This window comes from Brevibacterium sp. AGC70 (genome assembly GCF_057334195.1).
The window spans coordinates 126,804-146,374 of the sequence record NZ_JBHFIH010000001.1; the positions used below are offsets into that span (position 1 = coordinate 126,804).

General features: G+C 64.6%; 15 protein-coding genes. 2 read left to right on the forward strand and 13 right to left on the reverse strand.

Translation table 11 applies throughout. From position 1 onward, the window contains the following. Window positions 1–80: 80 nt before the first annotated feature. Window positions 81–1,685, reverse strand: a complete 1,605-nt coding sequence (aceB, locus tag ACE03M_RS00525) for a malate synthase A (RefSeq protein ID WP_485932132.1) — start codon at window positions 1,683–1,685, stop codon at window positions 81–83. Between the two features lie 217 nt (window positions 1,686–1,902). Between aceB and ACE03M_RS00530 the strand changes: the two genes are divergently transcribed. Then, entirely contained in the window at window positions 1,903–3,837 is a 1,935-nt protein-coding gene (locus ACE03M_RS00530; protein ID WP_485932133.1) for an L-lactate permease, read from the forward strand. A 173-nt stretch (window positions 3,838–4,010) separates the two neighbouring features. Here ACE03M_RS00530 and ACE03M_RS00535 read toward each other — a convergent pair whose 3' ends face one another. From ACE03M_RS00535 to ypfJ, 5 genes are all read right to left on the reverse strand, one after another. Next, the gene (locus ACE03M_RS00535; RefSeq protein WP_485932603.1) at window positions 4,011–5,657 is read right to left on the reverse strand and encodes a ribonuclease J; all 1,647 of its coding nucleotides are present in this window, start codon (window positions 5,655–5,657) and stop codon (window positions 4,011–4,013) included. 34 nt (window positions 5,658–5,691) lie between these two features. Further along, complete coding sequence (gene dapA, locus ACE03M_RS00540; protein WP_485932134.1) at window positions 5,692–6,615, reverse strand: 4-hydroxy-tetrahydrodipicolinate synthase; 924 nt, start codon at window positions 6,613–6,615, stop codon at window positions 5,692–5,694. 166 nt (window positions 6,616–6,781) lie between these two features. Further along, a complete protein-coding gene (locus ACE03M_RS00545) occupies window positions 6,782–7,507 on the reverse strand; it encodes a TetR/AcrR family transcriptional regulator (RefSeq protein ID WP_485932135.1) in 726 nt (241 codons plus the stop codon). Window positions 7,508–7,529: 22 nt separating this feature from the next. Continuing rightward, window positions 7,530–9,497, reverse strand: a complete 1,968-nt coding sequence (locus ACE03M_RS00550) for an oxidoreductase (protein ID WP_485932137.1) — start codon at window positions 9,495–9,497, stop codon at window positions 7,530–7,532. 116 nt (window positions 9,498–9,613) lie between these two features. Beyond that, the gene (ypfJ, locus tag ACE03M_RS00555; RefSeq protein ID WP_485932139.1) at window positions 9,614–10,495 is read right to left on the reverse strand and encodes a KPN_02809 family neutral zinc metallopeptidase; all 882 of its coding nucleotides are present in this window, start codon (window positions 10,493–10,495) and stop codon (window positions 9,614–9,616) included. A 48-nt stretch (window positions 10,496–10,543) separates the two neighbouring features. Between ypfJ and ACE03M_RS00560 the strand changes: the two genes are divergently transcribed. Further along, a complete protein-coding gene (locus ACE03M_RS00560; RefSeq protein WP_485932141.1) occupies window positions 10,544–11,884 on the forward strand; it encodes a heparan-alpha-glucosaminide N-acetyltransferase domain-containing protein in 1,341 nt (446 codons plus the stop codon). Here ACE03M_RS00560 and ACE03M_RS00565 read toward each other — a convergent pair. The 7 genes from ACE03M_RS00565 to ACE03M_RS00595 form a co-directional block, all read right to left on the reverse strand. After that, on the reverse strand, window positions 11,881–12,339 hold the full coding sequence (locus ACE03M_RS00565) for a hypothetical protein (protein WP_143922536.1): 459 nt from the start codon (window positions 12,337–12,339) through the stop codon (window positions 11,881–11,883). The two genes, ACE03M_RS00560 and ACE03M_RS00565, sit on opposite strands and share 4 nt — an antisense overlap. Next, the gene (gene dapB / locus ACE03M_RS00570; protein ID WP_485932143.1) at window positions 12,339–13,088 is read right to left on the reverse strand and encodes a 4-hydroxy-tetrahydrodipicolinate reductase; all 750 of its coding nucleotides are present in this window, start codon (window positions 13,086–13,088) and stop codon (window positions 12,339–12,341) included. The genes ACE03M_RS00565 and dapB overlap by 1 nt, the downstream gene beginning before the upstream one ends. A gap of 40 nt (window positions 13,089–13,128) precedes the next feature. Continuing rightward, window positions 13,129–13,701, reverse strand: coding sequence for a GNAT family N-acetyltransferase (locus tag ACE03M_RS00575; protein WP_485932145.1), 573 nt, complete (start codon window positions 13,699–13,701; stop codon window positions 13,129–13,131). A 121-nt stretch (window positions 13,702–13,822) separates the two neighbouring features. Beyond that, the gene (locus tag ACE03M_RS00580; protein WP_092107348.1) at window positions 13,823–14,449 is read right to left on the reverse strand and encodes a superoxide dismutase; all 627 of its coding nucleotides are present in this window, start codon (window positions 14,447–14,449) and stop codon (window positions 13,823–13,825) included. Between the two features lie 176 nt (window positions 14,450–14,625). Then, entirely contained in the window at window positions 14,626–15,792 is a 1,167-nt protein-coding gene (locus ACE03M_RS00585) for an acyl-CoA dehydrogenase family protein (RefSeq protein WP_485932147.1), read from the reverse strand. Further along, on the reverse strand, window positions 15,789–17,474 hold the full coding sequence (locus tag ACE03M_RS00590; protein WP_485932149.1) for a thiamine pyrophosphate-binding protein: 1,686 nt from the start codon (window positions 17,472–17,474) through the stop codon (window positions 15,789–15,791). Before ACE03M_RS00590 ends, ACE03M_RS00585 begins: the two co-directional genes overlap by 4 nt. Beyond that, window positions 17,471–19,570 carry an acetate--CoA ligase family protein gene (locus ACE03M_RS00595; RefSeq protein WP_485932151.1) on the reverse strand — a complete coding sequence of 700 codons (2,100 nt, stop codon included), beginning with the start codon at window positions 19,568–19,570 and terminating at the stop codon, window positions 17,471–17,473. Before ACE03M_RS00595 ends, ACE03M_RS00590 begins: the two co-directional genes overlap by 4 nt. Between the last annotated feature and the right edge of the window lies 1 nt (window position 19,571).

Genomic DNA, 19,571 nt, shown 5'->3' on the forward strand with positions numbered 1-19,571 from the left:
CCGCGGCACATTTTCGACGGCGTTCTTACGTGGTGAGACTCCTGACCCGCGCAGATTCAAGGCCTGCACGGCCCTGACTGTCAGGGCATGCTGGCGTATGCCGGCAGGGTGAGGAAGTCAACGTATTCCTCGGCGACGGCCACGGACAGGAACATGTCGACGGCGTCCTTCCAATCGGCCTCTTCGCCCGGCAGCTTCGCAACCTCTTCGGTCACGACCTGGCGCACGAAATCGGCAGTGACGGTGACTCCGGTGTCGAGTTCGACTCCGGCATCCATCCACTGCCAGACCTGGGACCTTGAGATCTCAGCCGTGGCGGCATCTTCCATGAGTCCGTTGATGGCGACGGCGCCGTTTCCTTCCAACCAGGCGCGCAGGTACTGGATGCCGACGGAGACGTTGGTCCGCAGACCCTGTTCCGTCATCGAGCCCGGGGTCGACTTGACGTCGAGGAGCTCGGCTGCGGACACGGAGACGTCATCGCGCTTGTTCTCGATCTGGTTGGCGTTGGCACCCAGCGTCTCGGTGAAGACCTCCTTGCACAGTGCGACCATGCCGGGGTGGGCCACCCAGGAGCCATCGAAGCCCTTGCCGGCCTCACGGGACTTGTCCTCGCGGACCTTGTTGAATGCGGCCTCGTTCGCCTCCGGGTCCTTCGCCGGAACGAAGGCGCTCATACCGCCGATGGCGTGTGCGCCGCGCTTGTGGCAGGTGTGCACGAGGAGCTCGGTGTAGGCGCGCATGAACGGCACCGTCATCGTCACGTCAGAACGGTCGGGCAGCAGGAAGTCAGCACCGCGGGCGCGGAAGTTCTTGATCACGGAGAAGATGTAGTCCCAGCGACCGGCGTTGAGACCTGAGGAGTGCTCGCGCAGTTCGTAGAGAATCTCTTCCATCTCGAAGGCCGCGGGGTAGGTCTCGATGAGCACGGTGGCGCGGATGGTCCCACGGTCAAGACCGAAGGAGTCCTCTGCGTGGTCGAACACCTGGTTCCACAGACGGGCTTCGAGATGGGATTCCATCTTCGGGAGGTAGAAGTACGGGCCCTTGCCCTTCTCGATCTGGAGTTGTCCGGCGGTGGCGAAGTAGAGCGCGAAGTCGACGAGCGAACCCGATGTCTCCTCGCCGTCGACGAGGATGTGCTTCTCCGGCATGTGCCAGCCGCGGGGACGGACGACGATGGTCGGCAGCTCCTCGTCGGGGGCCAAAGTGTAGCTCTTGCCCTCGGGTGAGGTGAAGTCGATCTCGCGGTTGAGTGCGTCGAGCAGGTTGAGCTGTCCGCCGATGACGGAATCCCACTGTGGGGTGTTCGCATCCTCCTGGTCGGCCAGCCATACCTTGGCTCCGGAGTTCAGGGCGTTGATCGTCATCTTCTTGTACGTCGGTCCGGTCATCTCCACGCGCCGGTCCTCGAGACCGGGGGCCGGCGGTGCGACCTGCCAGCTGGGATCGTTGCGGATCTCGGCGGTCTCGGGGAGGAAGTCGAGATCGGCGCCGGCGGCGATCTGAGCCTGGCGCTCCTTGCGAGCCTCCAATCGTTCGAGGCGGACCCCATTGAACTTCCGGTTCAGCTCGACGATGAGTTCGAGGGCCTGAGGGGTGAGTACCTTCTCTGCCCCGTCCGGCAGTTCGCCGGTGATCTCCATGCCCTCTGGAATGTCCAGATTCTCGATTTGAGCAGTCATCGGTGGTTCTCCTTAGTCGGCACTTTCACTAGTGCATCGCTGATCGCTGGCAACGGGGTTTGGCCTGCGAAACTTTCACATCGTGAAATTTAATGTTCACACACCGAAAAGAATAGGAGGTGATCCACCTCTCGTCAAACGCTTCCCTCGAGGTGAGACTGGTGGGTCCCTTGACGGTACAACACACCACCAGGCACGATGAGCGAAGGTACTTCGTTTGCAGAGTCTGCACCATATCGTCTGCTGGTCAACCGATCAGAGGCGCCGGGTCGGACTCCTCGACCAAGCGGCAAAGACGCCGCGGATCGGATTCACGATGGACAACCTCGCTGTCGCAGCGCTTCTGGCGCTCGCCCCTATTCTCCTGGCAGGGATCCTGCTCATCGGATTTCGCTGGCCCGCGAAATATGCCATGCCGATCGGCCTAGTCGCAGCGGCCCTGGTTGCGAACTTTGCGTGGCAGATCGACTGGGTGACGATCGGCGCCTCCGTCGTCCAGGGTATTCTCGTGGCCGTCGGCCTGCTCTGGATCGTCTTCGGCGCCCTGCTGCTCCTGGCCACGGTCACCCGCTCCGGTGCCATCGAGACGATCCGCGCCGGCTTCGTCTCGATCTCTCCCGACCGGAGGATCCAGGTCATCATCATCGCGTGGCTCTTCGGTTCCTTCATCGAGGGCGCTGCCGGCTTCGGCACCCCCGCGGCCGTCGTAGCACCGCTCCTGCTCGCCCTCGGATTCCCCGCCATCGCCGCGGTCCTGGCCGGACTGATCATCCAGTCCACACCCGTGAGCTTCGGCGCCGTCGGCACGCCGATGCTCGTCGGCATCGGCGAGGGACTGGCCAAGGAGGACGGGACCATGTCCGCCGACGTCGCCGAACGCGCCGCTCAGCTCGGCCTCAGCCAGTCCGAGTTCATCGCCCACACGGCCACCCAGGTCGCACTCATCCATGCCGTCTGCGGAATCCTCATTCCTCTGCTGCTGGCATGCCTGATGACCGGCTTCTTCGGTTCGAACAGACGTTTCGCCGATGGTCTCGCCGTGGCACCCTTCGCCATCTTCTCTGCGCTGGCCATGGTCGTGCCCTATCTCATCGTGGCCAACCTGCTCGGGCCCGAGTTCCCTGCCCTGCTCGGCGGTCTCATCGGCCTGACCATCGTCGTCACGACGAGCAAGCTCGGCTTCCTCATGCCGAAGACGATCTGGGACTTCGCCCCCCGAGAGAAGTGGCCCGCCCATTGGATGGGCACGGTCGATCCCGCGAAGGAGAAGGCCCAGCTGACGAAGAAGATGTCGCTGGTCCGCGCATGGTCGCCCTACCTCATCGTCGTCGTGATCCTGCTGCTCACCCGCAACATCCCTTCCGTCAAGGAGTTCCTCACCGGTCCGGCGGTGATCAAGGTCGAGGGGATCTTCGGCACCCCGATCAGTCAGAACATGGATCTGCTCTATTCCCCCGGAGCCATCTTCGTCCTCGCCTGCGGGCTGACTTATCTCATCCACCGCATGACGGGCAAGCAGATCGGCGGGTCTTGGAAGCTCGCCGGATCACAGATCGCCAGTGCTGCGGTGGCGTTGCTGTGTTCGCTGCCGCTCGTGCGCGTGTTCATCAACTCCGGAGCCGACTACAACAATGCCGGCCTCGATTCGATGCCGGTCACCCTCGCCGAGGCGGCCGCGAGTACCGTCGGAGACGGCTGGCCTCTGCTAGCCCCGTTCGTCGGTGCGCTCGGCGCCTTCGTCGCCGGTTCCAACACGGTCTCGAACGTCATGTTCTCGCAGTTCCAGTTCTCCACCGGAACAGCCATCGGTGCATCGAGCCCAGAGACAGTGGTCGCGGCTCAGGCTGTCGGCGGGGCGGCCGGAAACATGGTGGCAGTCCACAACGTGGTCGCCGCCTCGGCGACCGTCGGTCTCGTGGGCCGAGAAGGCGAGCTCATCAGACGCACCTCCATCCCGATGCTCGTCTACTCACTCGCCGCTGGTGCCTTGGCATTCATCGGCATCAACGGCCTCGGATTCAATGCCGGAACCGTGGTCTTCGGAGCAGTGCTCGTGGGCCTGATCGCGGCCGTCCTCCTTGTCCGGAGATCGCCGGGCAAAGAGCTCGTGGCCACAGCGAAAGCCTGGGCTAAGAAGACGCGCGAGGACTGAGCCCACAGCCCCCGTGCACAGCCCAGGCGAATTGAGAGTGCGCGATGATCGACGCCTCGGTCGGGACAAGCCAGAAGTGCCGGAGACGCACAACGCCCGCGGTGAACCCTCCTTCGAAGGGACACCGCGGGCGTTCTGTGTGTGCTCTGGCGAACGAACTCTGACTAACAAACTCAGACGATGACGACCATGGGGACGATCATCGGCTTGCGACGCAGCTTCGAGGACGCCCAGCGTCCCACAGTGCGGCGCACGACCTGCTGCAGCTGGTACTGGTCGGTGTTGCCGTCCTTGAGTGCATCCTCGACGGCCTTCGTGACCTTCGGCATGATCGAGTCGAAGACAGAATCGGACTCGGCCACACCGCGGGCATGGATCTCGGGCCCGGCGATGAGGGACTTGGACTGGCTGTTGATGGCCATGAAGATCGTGACGAAACCTTCGCCGGAGAGCACGAGACGGTCCTTGAGATCCGCCTCGGTGATTTCGCCGACCGAGGAACCGTCGACGAAGACGAAGTTGCAGTCCACTGCACCCACAACCTCGGCGTGGCCGTCCTTGAGGTCGACCACCCAACCGTCGTCGGCGAGGACGATGTTGTCCGGGTTCACTCCGGTCGCCTCGGCGTGCCTGGCGTTGGCCAGCATGTGGCGCCATTCGCCGTGGACGGGCATGACGCCGCGGGGCTGGACGATGTTGTAGCAGTAGAGCAGTTCCCCGCCCGAAGCGTGTCCGGACACATGGATCTTGGCGTCGGCCTTGGAGATGACGTTGGCACCCAGCTTCATCAGCCCGTTGATGACCTTGAACACGGAGTTCTCATTGCCGGGGATGAGCGAGGAGGCGAGGATGACGGTGTCGCCGTCGCCCACCTCGACGCGGTGGCTGCGGTTGGCCATGCGTGAGAGCGCAGCCATCGGCTCGCCCTGCGAGCCGGTGCACATGAGCACAACCTGGTCATCGGGGAGCTTGTCGACCTCTTTGATGTCGATGAGCGCGCCCTTGGGCACCTCGAGGTAACCGAGGTCCTCGGCGATCTTCATATTGCGCACCATCGAGCGGCCGACGAGGGCGACCTTGCGGCCGTGCGCGTCGGCGGCGTTGAGCACCTGCTGGACGCGGTGGATGTGCGAGGAGAACGAGGCGACGATGATCCGACGCTCGGCATGCCCGAAGAGGTTCTCGAGAACCGGTCCGATGTCCTTCTCCAACGCGGTGAACCCGGGAACCTCGGCGTTCGTCGAGTCCGTCATGAACAGGTCGACGCCTTCCTCGCCGAGGCGGGCGAAGGCGCGCAGGTCCGTGATCCGACCATCGAGCGGGAGCTGGTCCATCTTGAAGTCGCCGGTGTGGAGGATGTTGCCAGCACCGGTGCGGATGAAGACCGCAAGAGCATCAGGAATCGAGTGGTTGACGGCAACGAACTCAAGGTCGAAGGGACCGAGCTGATCGAGGTCGTTCTCCTTGACCACGCGGGTGATCGGCTTGATCCGGTGTTCCTTGAGCTTGGCCTCGATGAGAGCGATCGTCAGGTTCGAACCGAGGATCGGAATATCGGCCTTGCGACGCAGCAGGTAGGGCACAGCTCCGATGTGGTCTTCGTGGCCGTGGGTGAGCACGAGGCCGACGATGTCGTCGAGGCGATCGTCGAGGTAGGCGAAGTCGGGAAGGATGAGGTCGACGCCGGGCTGGTCCTCTTCCGGGAAGAGGACGCCGCAGTCGACGATGAGCAGCTTGCCGTGGTACTCGAACACGGTCATGTTGCGGCCGACTTCGCCGAGGCCGCCGAGCGCGACGATGCGGACGGCTTCTGCATCCATCTTCGGCGGAAGCTTCAGTTCTTGAGTCAATGCATTATTCACTGAGGTAACCACTCCTGGTCAATTGGGCGGTCACGAGGGCCATCTGCTCATCATCTGCTGGGAGCAGCGGCATTCGCGTACCGCGGTTGTCAAGTATTCCTTGGGCCTGTAGTGCGGCCTTGGCCGAGATGACTCCCGGCATATGATTCATGAGCGCGTCGACCATGTCTGCCGTTTCATGGGCAATCGCGCGGGCGGTGGTGAGGTCGTTGTTCGCCACGGCGTCGACCATGTCAGCGAACCGCGGTGTGCAGACATGGCCCGCCACGGAGACGACGCCGAGGGCACCGAGAGCCAGCAGCGGAAGGTTGAGCGCGTCCTCACCCGAGTAGTAGACGAGGGAGCTGCGGTTCATCACCTGCGCCGAGGCGAAGAGGTCGCCCTTGGCGTCCTTGACCGCGAGGATGTTGGGGTGATCGGCCAACTCGAGGAGAGTCTCCGTCCGAATCGGCACGCCCGATCGTCCCGGGATGTCGTAGAGCATGACGGGAAGGTCGGTGGAGTCGGCGGCTGCGCGCATGTGGGCGGCAATGGCCGGCTGTGTCGGCTTCGAATAGTAGGGCGTGACGATGAGGATTCCATCCGCACCGGCCTCGGCCGAGCGCTTGGACAGATCGATGGTGTGCGAGGTGACGTTGTTGCCGGTACCCGCAATGATCTTCGCCCGGTTGCCGATGACACCGCGGACGACCTTGAGCAGTTCGATCTTCTCATCATCGGTCGTCGTCGGTGATTCGCCGGTGGTTCCGGACACCACGAGCATGTTGTTGCCGAGGTCGACAAGGTGGTTCGCAACCTTCTCCACGGCAGGATAATCAATGGTTCCGTCGTCCTTGAACGGCGTCACCATCGCCGTGCCGACCGTACCGAACGCATCAATTGCAGCGGCTGCTGCGTTGTCACCGAGAATCGCCATACGAAAAGGATACCGCGCACAGCTCATGACTGCGGCAGTGGCCTTGCGCGCGCCACCAGTGCATTTCCTTATCGCCCTCTGTCGCCCGTGGCCGCATGCCGCTCATCGGCGGCGTGCGAAAGAGTCGGCTTCGACCATTCACGGCGGTGAGGCTGCGAGAGACAGATCACACCGACCGGGCTCTGACCCCTGCACTGGCTGCGGCGTTGCCAGCGGTGGCAGCGCCGGCGTCACCGTCATCGGCTGCGCCGTCGCCAGCGCCGTCATCGGCTGCGCCCGCATCGTCGACGCCCAGCAGCTTTCTGGCGGTGAGTTCGAGGGATGCCGCGATCCGATCGGACGTCGCGGCACTGCGACCAGCGGCCACGCCGACATCATAGCCGTCGATGACCGCGATGAGAGTGTCGACGATGAGATCCACATCGGCGTGCGGCCGGAAGCTCCCGTCGTCGATGCCGATGGCGATCAGCGCCCGGAAGTGGGCACTCCATGTGTCGAAGATCGCGTCGACCGAGTCTCGCAGGTACTCGTTGCGGGGCGAGGCTGCGACGAGTTCGATCCACACCTTCGAGCGCCGCTGCAGGTCACCGATCCGCGGGACGGCGCGCAGACTCGACTGAAGCCTTTCCCACGCTGTCCCCTGCTTCTGGGTGAGCCCCGCGATGGCGTCGACGACACTGCTGCTGTGGGTCGAGAAGGCGTGGTCGAGCAGGGACTCCCGGGACCCGAAGTAGTACTGCAGAGTACCCACGGACAGCTCCGCCGCCGCGGCGATGTCCTTCATCCGCACGGCTTCCGGACCGTGCTGGGCAATCTGGTCAAGGGCAGAATCGACGATAGCGCTGCGCCTGGACGCGACCTCTGCCGCGGAGTGCTGAGGACGTGGGCTCACGAGAATGCCGATCTCACGATGTTCACGAGACGGCCGCCAAACTGCTCGCGGCCTGCAGTCCTTCGAAGACCGCTTCCTCCACCGTCCGCGGTGCCACGGCATCCCCGATGGTGCGAACGCTCGCGGACCCGAAATCGAGATCTGGGGTCACGGACTGCGGTGCGCCGGAGACGATGGTCGCAGCGACACCGTCGACCTCGTGGACGACCTCACACAGCGTCGACTGCAGGTAGCCGGTCGATGCATCGACTCCGACGAGGCGTGCGTCGTCGAGGAAGTCGACTCCCGCCCGCAGAGCCTGGGACATGAGCAGTGTGCGTGTGTACTGCTGGATTGCAGCTCCGGCGAAGTTCGCCGCGGTCGCCAGGGTCACCGGCACGCGGGCTTCGGCCAGACGCAGGGCGATGCCCAGACCGATCCAGTCGCCCTTCCAGTCGGTGACGAGCACACGTCCCGAAGGCAGATTCGGCAGGGTGCTCAGATAGTCGCGGGCACCGATGACGAAAGCCTCATCGTCGACCTCGAGTTGTGGCATACGCGCCTTGGCACCCGTCGCGACGATCACGTGATCGGGTGCAACCTCGGCGAGAATCTGCTGGGTCACCGGCGTCGACGTTCGAATGTCTACTCCCGCACGTCGTGCCTCGGCGCTCAGGTTCGTCGCCGCTCCCCCGAATTCGGACCGGTAGGGCAGCTCCTGTGCCAGCAGCACGGCCCCGCCGAGGTGAGGCTCGCGTTCGCAGAGGACGACGTCATCACCCTGTTCTGCCGCCACCGCCGCCGCCTTGAGTCCGGCGGGGCCACCGCCGATGACGAGCACTCGACGTCGGGTTCTCACCCTGGGCCGAGGCAGGAACGTCAGCTCCCGACCCGATTCGGGGTATTGGATGCAGGAGATGGGCACGCCCATCTGGAAGTGCCCGATGCAGGCCTGGTTGCAACCGATGCAGGCTCGGATCTCGTCCACGGCGTCGTGCTGAGCCTTATTCGCGATCGCCGGATCGCAGATCATCGCCCGGGTCATGATCGCCATGTCGGTGCGGCCTTCGGCGATGGCCTTCTCTGCCTCGTGGGGCTGGTTGATCCGTCCGGCGACCATCACCGGACGGTCGGTGACCTTCTTGACCTGTTCAGACAGGGTCGCGGCATAGGCCGGGTCGATCTGCATCGAGGGGACGATGTGCACCGCACCCTGCAGGGTCGAGGAGTCTCCGGCGGTGATCGAGAAGTAATCGAGGCAGTTCATCGCGTCGAGGTGGCCGATGAGGTCGAGAACCTCGGTGGCGACCAGACCGTCCTCGGTCTTCTCCTCTCCCGAGATCCTCAGGCCCACCACGACGCCTGGACCCACCGCTTCGCGAACCCCGGCGACGACCTCGGCGAGGAAGCGACGACGATTGGCCGGGCTGCCGCCGTATTCATCGGTGCGCGTGTTCACTCGCGGGTTGAAGAATTGAATCGGCAGGTACCCATGGCTGGCCACGATCTCGACGCCGTCGATGCCGGAGTCGGCGATGCGCTTCGCGGCGCTGGCATACCCGGCGATGATGTCCTTGATCGCGAAGGTGGTCAACGCCTCGGGGACGACCTTGAACCTCTCCTGTGGTTCGTCGCTGGGAGCCACGGCGCGAGGTGCCATGCCGCGCTCGCCGTCCATGACCTCACGGCCGGGGTGGAAGAGCTGGGCGAAGATGGCGGCACCGTGACGGTGGACCGCCTCGGCGACGGCCCGGTATCCGGGCACCGAGGAATCGTCGGTGGCCATAAGCACGTGGCTCGTGTAGCGGGCTGTCTCGTGGACGCCGGAGACTTGGAGGACGATCAGTCCGCAGCCGCCCCTGGCTCGCTCTTCGTGATAGGCGACGAGATCCTCGCCGATCATCCCGTGGTCATCGAGTACGGTGTCGTGGCCCGAGGACACGATGCGGTTGCGGATGGTCTTGGGTCCCAGCGTGATGGGTTCGAAGAGATGAGGGAACAGTGAAGACATGATCGTCCTTGATGCATGCGGGGTAGGTCCTGACACGTAATTCATATCACGGTATTAATTACGGTGGAAGGCCACGGTATTGATGACGGTGGAGGGCCTGGACAGGTGGGGCTCGGTTACAGGTCCGCGCCGTTCCCGCCGAAGGTGTCGCAGCTTCCGAGGCCGTTCTCGTATCCGCTGGTGAACCATTTCTGGCGCTGCTCGCTCGAACCGTGGGTGAAGGACTCGGGGTTGACGGAGCCCGAGGACTGCTTCTGGATGTGGTCATCGCCGATGACAAAGGCGGCGTTGAGGGCATCGTCGATCTGTTCCTGGCTCGGAGTCTGCAGGTAGGGCGTGCCGTTGTCGTCGGTCAAGGTGGTGACGTCGCCGAGCCACGCTCCGGCGTAGCAGTCGGCTTGGAGTTCGATGCGCACGCCGTTGCTCTCTGCTCCAGTGCCGTTGTTCGGGTGATCGCTCATCGTGCCCGTGATGTTCTGAATATGGTGCCCCCACTCGTGTCCGACGATGTAGAGCTGGGCGAGCTCGCCGGCAGAGGCACCGAACTGCTGTCGCATGATCTCGAAGAAGCTCGGATCGATGTAGACACCCTGCTCGGGCGGGCAGTAGAAGGGGCCCACCGCATTCGACGCGGTGCCGCACTGGGTTGAAGTCTGACCGTCGACGATGGTCAGCTGGGGAGGTTCGTAGCCGTCGACGTGCTGGGACCAGTAGTCGTCGAGGACGACCTGTGCACCGGCCATCCGGCAGTCGGTGGACGTGTTCGCGTCCTCGCCGGTGTCGCATTGGGCCATCTCTTCGACACCCGAGGACTGCGATGACTGCTCGCCGTCGAGCATGCCGCCGCCCACGAGCCCGGTGACATCGACGCCGAGCAGCGGGCCGATGAGGAAGACGAGGAGGCCCACGATTCCGACGCCACCGCCGGCGATGGCGGTGTTGCGTCCTCGTCGGCTGGTCTTGTTGCCCGAGATGTCAGCATTCGGATTGAAGGTCATAGCCATAAAGATACAACGGCTTGTCACCTCTCATGTGAGAATCGAGGCATGAGCTCACACCGCTCCCCCACCTCGGCGACTGCAGACAGCACCTCGGCGACCGCTGGAAGCACAACGGTCCGTGATCGCCTGAGCCCTGCCGGGCGACTCATCGGCCTCGACGCCGCTCGCGGAATCGCCCTGTTCGCGATGATGGTCACGCACATCTTCGCTTTGTCCGATCCCGAGGGCCTCCCGAGCTGGGCCGCCGTGTTCGCGGGGCGTGCCTCGGCGCTGTTCGCGGTCCTGGCCGGCTGTTCGCTGGTGCTCTCAACTCGGTCGCGGATGGCAGCTTCTGGACGTCTGCGCGATGCCGTGCCCAGTGTGCTCATCCGGGCGGGAGCGATCGTCATCATCGGACTGTGCCTGGGGTCGATCTCGTCGCTGCTGGCGGTCATCCTCGTCAACTACGGGGTCATGTTCGCGATTGCGATGCTGTTTCTGCGCCTGCGCGCCAGCACACTCTTCGTCGTCGCCGGTGCCTGGATGGTCCTCAGCCCAGTGCTCTCGATGCTCATCCGCAGTGAGTTCGGCCTGGAGCCGATGTATTCGTCGATGTCATGGTTCGACTTCGCGAGCCCCCTGACCATGCTCCATGACCTGGTTCTCACCGGCTATTACCCGATACTGCAGTGGCTGTCGTACATCGTGTTGGGGATGGCGGTCGCGAAGGTCGATATCGGCAAGCACCTCATGTCGCTCTTCGCCGCCGGTCTGGGGCTGTTTCTCGTCGGCAAGGGAGTCTCCTGGCTGCTCATCAACGTCGCTGGAGGCGGTCCTGTTCTGGTTCGGGTCTCCGAGCTGTATGGGACCGATCTCAATGCGGCGCTGTTCACCGGCAGCTATGGGGTGACCCCGACGACGTCGTGGTGGTGGCTGGCGATCGCGGGCCCACACTCAAGCACGCCCTTCGACCTGCTGTCCACGGCTGGGACCGCGCTGACGACCATCGTAGTCTGTCAGTCGCTGGCAATGCTGCTGGGGCGCAGCACCTGGGTGCTGGCGCCGCTGACGGCTCCCGGCTCAATGCCCTTGAGCGTGTACTCCGCCCATGTCGTCCTGCTCGAGATCACACGCCCCTGGATCGAGGCCAATCCGATGCTCGGCGGTGAGGCGATGTCGCCGCAGACCGTCGAGTTCGGTCTGCATGCTCTCGTGTTCATCGGCTTCGCCCTGATGTGGAAGCTGGCGATCGGTGCCCATGGCCCGCTTGAGGGTGGAGTCGCAGCGATCATCCGATCCGCGTCGCCGGTTCCGGGACCTGGACCAGTCCAAGGGTCTGGGCCTGGGCCTGGGCCTGGGCCTGGGCCGAGTCATAGCCCCGAACGGTCTGGGCCCGGGGCCGGCTAGGAATTCTGCTTCACACCCGCCCGATGCATATTGACGGCCTTGCGCATCGTTGACCTGGCGCGTTTGCGATCTCCGCACGCATCGTAGGCACAGGAGAGGCGGAACCATGAACGCCAGTCCTCGGGTGCGGCCTCTGCCTCGGCCTGGTACTGGCCGAAGGCTTCATCGGCGGATTCGCGGATGATCCTTCCGCCCGGAGATCGCGGAAGATCATCGACAGGCAGTCCACCCTCTGATTTGAGGATCCGCGCCAACTTCTCCGTCCGCGCACCGAACATGAGTTCGACGATCAGCGTCCAGGCTCCGATGAGCGGCAGGACGAAGAGTGCGATGCCCATCAGTCGTGGAATCAGATCGGGTTCCCTGACCAGAACCCATGCTCGATGCCCCATGAGGACGAAGTAGAAGACGAGCACCACTGAGACGACGATCGCCCCGATTTTTCCTTTGGACATCAGAGGTCGAGCATATTCTCGAGGCCATGCAGAAGGCCGGTGTAGTCAGAGATCGACCGCACTGCGGTGACGATTCCCGGCATGAACGCCGAGGTGGAATGTGAGTCCGTCCGGATCGTCAGGGCCTCGCCGCTGGAACCGAAGTGGATCTCCTCCGAGGCTGTCATGCCCTGCTGCCGGATCGCGTGCACATGGATGCCGTCGACGACTGCGCCGCGAGCTCCGTTGGGATCGATTTCGGTGGCATCAGGCACCGGAGGCAGGCCGGCATCGTTCCGGGCTGCCGCGATTCGCTGCGCAGTGTGGTTGGCCGTTCCCGACGGAGCGTCGAGCTTGCGTGGGTGGTGGATCTCGACCACCTCGGCGGAGTCGAAGTACGGTGCGGCCAGCTCAGCGAAGCGCATGGCCAGGACAGCGCCGATCGAGAAGTTCGGGGCGATGAGCACGGCGGTGTCCGCATGCTCGGCCAGGAGCTCTTCGAGACCGGACAGCTTCTCAGCGTCCCAGCCGGTCGTACCGACCACGGTGTCGATGTCATGCTCGACGAGGAAGCGCACGTTCGCCTCCGTCGAGGCGGGAACTGTGAGTTCGACCGCAACGTCGACGCTCTTCTCGAGCAGACTCTCCAGGGAGTCGCTGCTGCCAAGGGTCGCAACTAGTTCGAGGCCCTCGGCCTCGGTGATGGCGTCGACAGCCTGGGCGCCCATGCGGCCCTGTGCTCCGATGACGGCTACCCGAATCGCATTCATAAGTTCGTAACTCCTTGCTCGACGATCTCCGCAGGCCAGTCTAACGACTCACGGCGCTGCCACCGTCATCAGGTGACGTGATCGGCAGCCGACGACCCGAGGCTCGTTGATCGCCGCGCAGGCGAGCACACACCTCGGTGTCGAACCGGAACCCGTCGTAGAGAAGGCGTTCGCGTTGTCTGCCCTCGACTGCAAATTCTGCACTCTTGGCGACTCCGCCCGATGCGGGATTGTCCACGCGGTAACCCAGTTCCAGGCGATAGACGTCCAACTCGTCATGCAGATGGTCGATAAGACTGCGCAATCCGGCCGCGGCCAGTCCGTGACCGCGAACACTGAGATCGAGCCAGTAGGAGATCCAGGCCGTCGAATGGCGCTGCTCGATGGCTGTTGCCATGACATTGCCGACCGGAGTCAGGTCAGCGGCCACGATTGCGTAGGCCGCCGCTGTCCCCTCATCCTCGGCACTTCGGATCCTATCAAGCCATGCCTGCGCACCTGCTGGTGAGCGGTCGTCGGGGATGTTGCTGAGAAGGTCGGTATCGGCTCGGGCATAGATGTCGGCGAGAGCGCCCCCATCATCGCGACGCCAACGTCTGAGGAATTCGGCCATGGCCACAGCTTAACGAGGGCTAGGGTGCAGCCTGTCGCGGTCGGCGGGCCAGTCCCCGGATACGAAAACGGCGGCCCCGCCGCGATGGGTCGGAGCCGCCGTTTCAGGGTCTGTACGGCTATCAGCCGAGCAGGAGGCCCTTGGTCTGAGCCACGGCGCGGTCGAAACGTGCGCCTGCATCTGCCCAGTTCACGATGTTCCACCAGGCCTTGACGTAGTCAGGCTTGACGTTCTGGTAGTCGAGGTAGAAGGCGTGCTCCCACATATCGAGCTGGAGAACCGGGGTTCCGCCGAGCTGGATGTCCGACTGCTGGTCCTTGAGCTGTTCGATGAAGAGGTTTCCACCGAGCTGATCGTAGACGAGCACGGCCCAGCCGGAGCCCTGGATCGTGGTGGCTGCCGTGGTGAAGTGCTCACGGAACTTGTCGAAGGAGCCGAACTGGTCGTCGATGGCCGCTGCGAGTTCGCCGACGGGCTTGTCGCCGCCGTCTGGAGACATGTTGTTCCAGAAGATCGAGTGGTTGACGTGTCCGCCGAGGTTGAACGCGAGATCGCGGGTCAGCTTCGGCACGTTGGCGAGGTTTCCGCTTTCGCGGGCTTCTGCCAGCTGTTCAACAGCGGTGTTGGCACCCTTGACGTAGGTCGCGTGGTGCTTGTCGTGGTGCAGCTCCATGATGCGAGCCGAGATGTGCGGCTCAAGTGCGGAGTAGTCGTAGGGCAGTTCCGGAAGGACGTACTGCTCAGCCATGAAATTCCTCCTGAAGAGAATTGATGTCCGCCAGAGTCGGCGGCTTCGTTTCGACCCTATAGCAGGGTCTCATCTCGAACAACACGGTAGTCGTGAGGACTATTCCAGATGACGCCAAGTGACCTCGGAAAAGATCGCGGCGCCACACGAATGCATCCACACGAAATCACACAGTGTCAGGGCAGATTCCGCGAGATCAGCAGCCGCATGATGTCTGAGGTCCCCTCTTCGATCTCCTCCAGCTTCGCATCGCGCATCCACTGCTCGACGGGGTGCTCGCGCGAGTAGCCCCAGCCGCCCAGGGTCTGGACTCCGGCCCAGGTGCAGAACATCGCCGTCTCTGAGGCACCCAGTTTGGCCATGGCTGCCGAGGCGGTGACCTTCTCCCGCGGCACCGCCTCCCCCGCATCGATCATGCGGGCGGTGTTGAGGACCTGCAGCCAGGCGGCATCGATGCGCGCGGCCATGTCTGCCAGCCGGAAGGCCACGGACTGGTGTTCGATGATCGTTCTGCCGAACTGTGTGCGTTCACGCGCATAGTCGCGGGCGTATTCGTAGGCGGCCCTGGCTGTGCCCAGTGCCGCGGCGCCGAGGACCACGCGGGAGATGTCGAAGGTGCGCATCAGTCCGTAGAAGCCCTGCCCCTCCGCGCCAAGGCGATTGGTACTCGGGACGAACGCGTCGGAGAAGAAGATCTCCCGGCACACGATCGCACGTTGGCCCATCTTCTTCATCGGTGCCCCGAACTCCATGCCTTCGGTCTCGCGCGGCAGGAGGAAGGCGGTGACTCCTTGTGAGCGCTGCGCAGGGTCGGTCTTGGCGAAGACGACATAGCCCTCGGCGAGTCCCGCGTTCGAGATCCAGGCCTTCTGTCCGTTGAGTAGGTAGCCGCCGTCGACAGATTCGGCCCTGGTGGTGATCGAGGCGGAGTCGGATCCAGACCCCGGCTCGGTAGTCGCCAGCGCGGTGAACATCGGTTCCGGTCCGGTCAGAGGGCGCAGCCAGGTCTCTTTCTGCTCCTCTGTTCCCAGTGCCAGGATCGGATCGGCGAAGAAGCCGTTGGAGCACAGAAGGTTGCCGATGCCGGGGTCCCCGAAACACAGCTGCTCTTGGACGAGGCATTGTGTGAAGACGTCGGTGAAGCCGCCGCCTCCGTACTCCTCGGGGATCATGAAGTCTGTGATGCCCACGCGCGCGGCCTCGTGGAACAGCTCGACCGGAGATCGGGTGTCTGCTTCGTCGACGGCAGGACCCGCCGGTCGGATCTTGTCCTTCGCGAAGGTCCGGCACAGTTCGATGATGTCGTTCTGCTCATCGCTCAGCGGCCAGGGTGTGTAGCTCATGGCTCTCTCCTCGTCTCGTTCGAATTCTCACTCGGCCGGGCAGCACCCAGCATGTCCGTGGCGGCGCGGGAGTCCTCGGTCATGTGGATCAGGGTGGGTCCGGCGAAGTCCTCGGCCTGCTGCAGTGCCGTCGTCAGCTGCTCCTGGGTCTCGATGTGGAGACCGCGAGCGCCCATCGACTCGGCCAGTGCCGGGAAGTCGGGTCCCAGCAGTGCCACTCCCGCAGGAGTATCGCCGCGATCGGCCATCTCGTTGCGGATCTCCCCGTAGCCGCCGTTGTCGACGATGATGACGGACATCGACACCTGGGCCTGCACAGCCGCGGCGAGTTCGACGATCGTGAACATCGCTCCGCCGTCGCCCTCGATCGCCACGACCCTGGCCTCGGGCACGGCGAGTTTCGCACCGATCCCCGCGGGCAGCCCGTATCCCAGGGTTCCGGCGCCTGCCGGGTAGAGGAAGCGATCTCCTCTGCGCGCCGCCCATCCGGTCTGCACCCCGTAGTAGCAGCACATCGTGGAATCCGCGGCGACGATGACAGGTGAGGTCGCCGAGGTGGTGTAGTCGTTGAGTGCTCCGCACAGCTGTGCCCAGGGTGCGCCTTCGGTCTTGGCAGCGTCCGTGATCGTGTCCTGCCAGCCGCGCAGCCACTCGATTGCCGCCCGGGTGAGGCTGGTCGATCTGGTCTGGTGCAGCCGGTGCGTCAGCGCGATCGTCGCGTCCTTCGCGTGGGCTGGGATCGGGTGGCTGACGCGGGCGTTGCGCAGCATCTGCACCTCGTCGAGGTCGATGCGAACGACCGTGTGCGGCAGCGGCAACGGCTCGGGCCAGAAATCGCTGGGAGCCAGTTCCGTGCCGATGGCCACCACGGCATCGGCAGCACCGAGCACCTCCGGCAGCGCTTCGAGGACTCCGATGGCGCCGAGGCTGTTGACGAACTCATCGTCGATCGTTCCCTTCGCGTTCGAGGACAGGATGACCCCGGCCCCGAGTACCTGGGAGAGCTCTTCCACCTCCGCTCCGGCGCTGCGCGCCCCGGCCCCGACGATGATAAGGGGGCGCTGGCAGGTTGCCAGCGCCTCGGCGGCTGTCCTGATCGCCGACGGCTGCGGAGCAGGGTTGGGACGGGCCAGAGCCGGGTGCAGCCAACCGGGTCCGGTGGCTTCGATGAGATCGAGTGGGATCTCGATGTAGGCGGGGCGGGTTCGGCCGGTGCGCATGCGTGAGAGTGCCTGTCCGACCGCAAGGGAGACCTCACCGGGACTGGTCACCCGGTGGCTGTCGCCGAGGACGGCGTCGATGGCCTGACTCTGGTTACGCACCTCGTGGAGGAGTCCGTTGCCGCGTCCGGGATGGGTCAGGGGCATACCGGGGCTGACGAGCAGGACCGGGACCGAATCGGTGAAGGACTGCAGCAGCGCGGTCAGTGCATTGAACACCGCCGGTCCCGTCGTTGTGACGACGACCTGCACCTCACCGGTGACGCGAGCCGCGCCGTCGGCCATGTATCCGGCCCCCTGTTCGTGGCGAGGTGAGACGATGTCGATTCCCTCGGCAGCCAGCTGTGCGAAGATCTCGAGATTGTGGGTCCCTGGGATCCCGTAGACCCGCGAGATTCCCTCGGCTCTCAGCGCCCGGGCCAGGTGCGCACCGCCGGTGATCTCTGCCTGTTCCTCTGTCATCGTGACTCCTTGTCGGGGTTGTCGGTGCTGCCGTCGTTATGGATGCCGCTGTCGTTGTCGGCGCTGTCGTCGTCTCGGTTCGTGACGACGAGCGCGTCGACGGCCAATGCCCCGTCCGGGGTGACGCGCACCGGGTTGATCTCGATCTCCTGGATCTCGTTGCTGCCGGCGATCAGACGGGAGACCGAGACGATGATCTCGGCCAGTTCGTCGAGGTCCGTCGCACGCCGACCTCGCCATCCTGTGAGCAGCCGATAGCACGTGAGCCGGGAGACCATGTCGAGAGCTTCTGCATGCGAGACCGGCGCCAGCTCGAGCCAGGTGTCGCCGTAGAGCTCCGTCTCGGTTCCTCCGGCTCCCACCATCACAATCGGCCCGAAGTTCTCGTCCTGGCGTCCGCCGACCAGGATCTCGACGGCCCCATCGCGGGTGTCCATCTCCTCGACGATGTACTCACCCTCGCCGAGGCGGCCCACCATCTCCACATAGGCGTCTTCGAGGGCTGTGGCATCGCCGAGGCCGAGGGCGATCGCACCGAGTTCGGTCTTGTGCGCGGGCCAAGAGGCCTTGAGTACGAACGGCGGTGTCAGATCCGAGCCGGCCACCACCTCGGCGAGCTCGGCTCCGCGACTCAGCGTCAGGGCCCGCGGCACCGGCACCCCGGCCGCGCTGATCGTGTCACGGGCCGCACCGTACCCGGTCCCCCAGGGCGTCACCGGACCCGACCGCTCCAGAGCCTCGGTGATTCGACCGGAATGGGAGGCGTAGAACCCGGCTCCGGCAACGACGCGCATGACCGATTCGATTGAGGTGTAGACGGGTATCGAGTTCTCCCACAGGGCCGCGACGGCCTGCGAATCGGCACTCATCGAGTGGACGATGAGAGGCTTGCGATGACTGTGCACGGACTCACCCAGCCTGCCCACCTCGGCCAGCTCCGCGTCGAGGAGAGCAGGGATGTCCTCGCCGTAGCAGCCGAAGTATCCGCTCAGGACGACTGCGTCGATGGCCTCATCGGCCAGGAGCGCATCGACGAGACGTGAGTGGACGGACAGGTCGGCCTCCCCTGCCCCGTCGAGGTCGATCGGATTGTCGATGTGACCGGCCTGCGGCAGATTCTCTGCGACCCTGGTGCGTGTGGCAACGTCAAGCACGTTGACGCGCAGACCGTGGGACTCGGCTCGGTCTGCGGCGATCGCGCCCTGCCCGCCTGAATCGGAGATGACGGCGATCCTCCTCCCCGCAGGCAACCAGGACGTGGCGAGGAAACCGGCCAGCTCAACCGCCTCTCCGGGTGTCGAGAGTCGGATTGCACCGGCGGCGCGGCAGGCGGCATCGACCGTGTCCATCGCCGAGGTGAGCGATCCGGTGTGCGATCGCGCGAGCCTGGCTCCGGCGTCCGATTGGCCCGTGGTGAGGATCATCGTGGGCTTCCCCGCCGCACGCAGTGCCTGCATGGCCGACACCAGGGCGCTGCCGCCGGTGAATGACTCTAGGTAGAGCACGACCTGCGTGGTGGCGGCATCGTCGACCAGGGAGGACAGGATCTCTGCGGCCCGGACGTCCGACTGTCCGCCGATGGAGGCGAAGCGTGAGATCCCGAGGCCGCTGCGTGCGGAGAGGGTGGCGATCTCCGTTCCCAGTTGGCCGCTCTGCGTCACCACGGCCAGGGACCCGGGGGTGAAGTTGCCCCAAGCCAGAAGCAGATCATTGCTCGCATCGACGACACCCAAAGACGACGGGCCGATGAGGCGGGCTCCTGCGGAGATGATTCGCTGGGCCACCTCGGCGGCGCCGGGCACCCTGGCCGAGATGATGAGGAAGGCTCGCACTCCTGCGGCCAATGCCTCATCGACGACGGCCGGGACCCCGCTGCCCGGGATCGAGATGACAAGGAGCTCCGGTGTCTCAGGCAGCTCAGCGAGGCTGGGGAAGGTGGGTTCACCCTGGATCGAGGCGACTCGTGAGTTGATGAGATGGACCCGGCGCCGATGTGTTCCCTTCAACGCTCCCGCGGAGAGCCAGAATCCCCATTTGGCCGGGTCGTTCGAGGCTCCGAGGACGGCGACGCTGCCGGGGTCGAAGAACCGATCCATG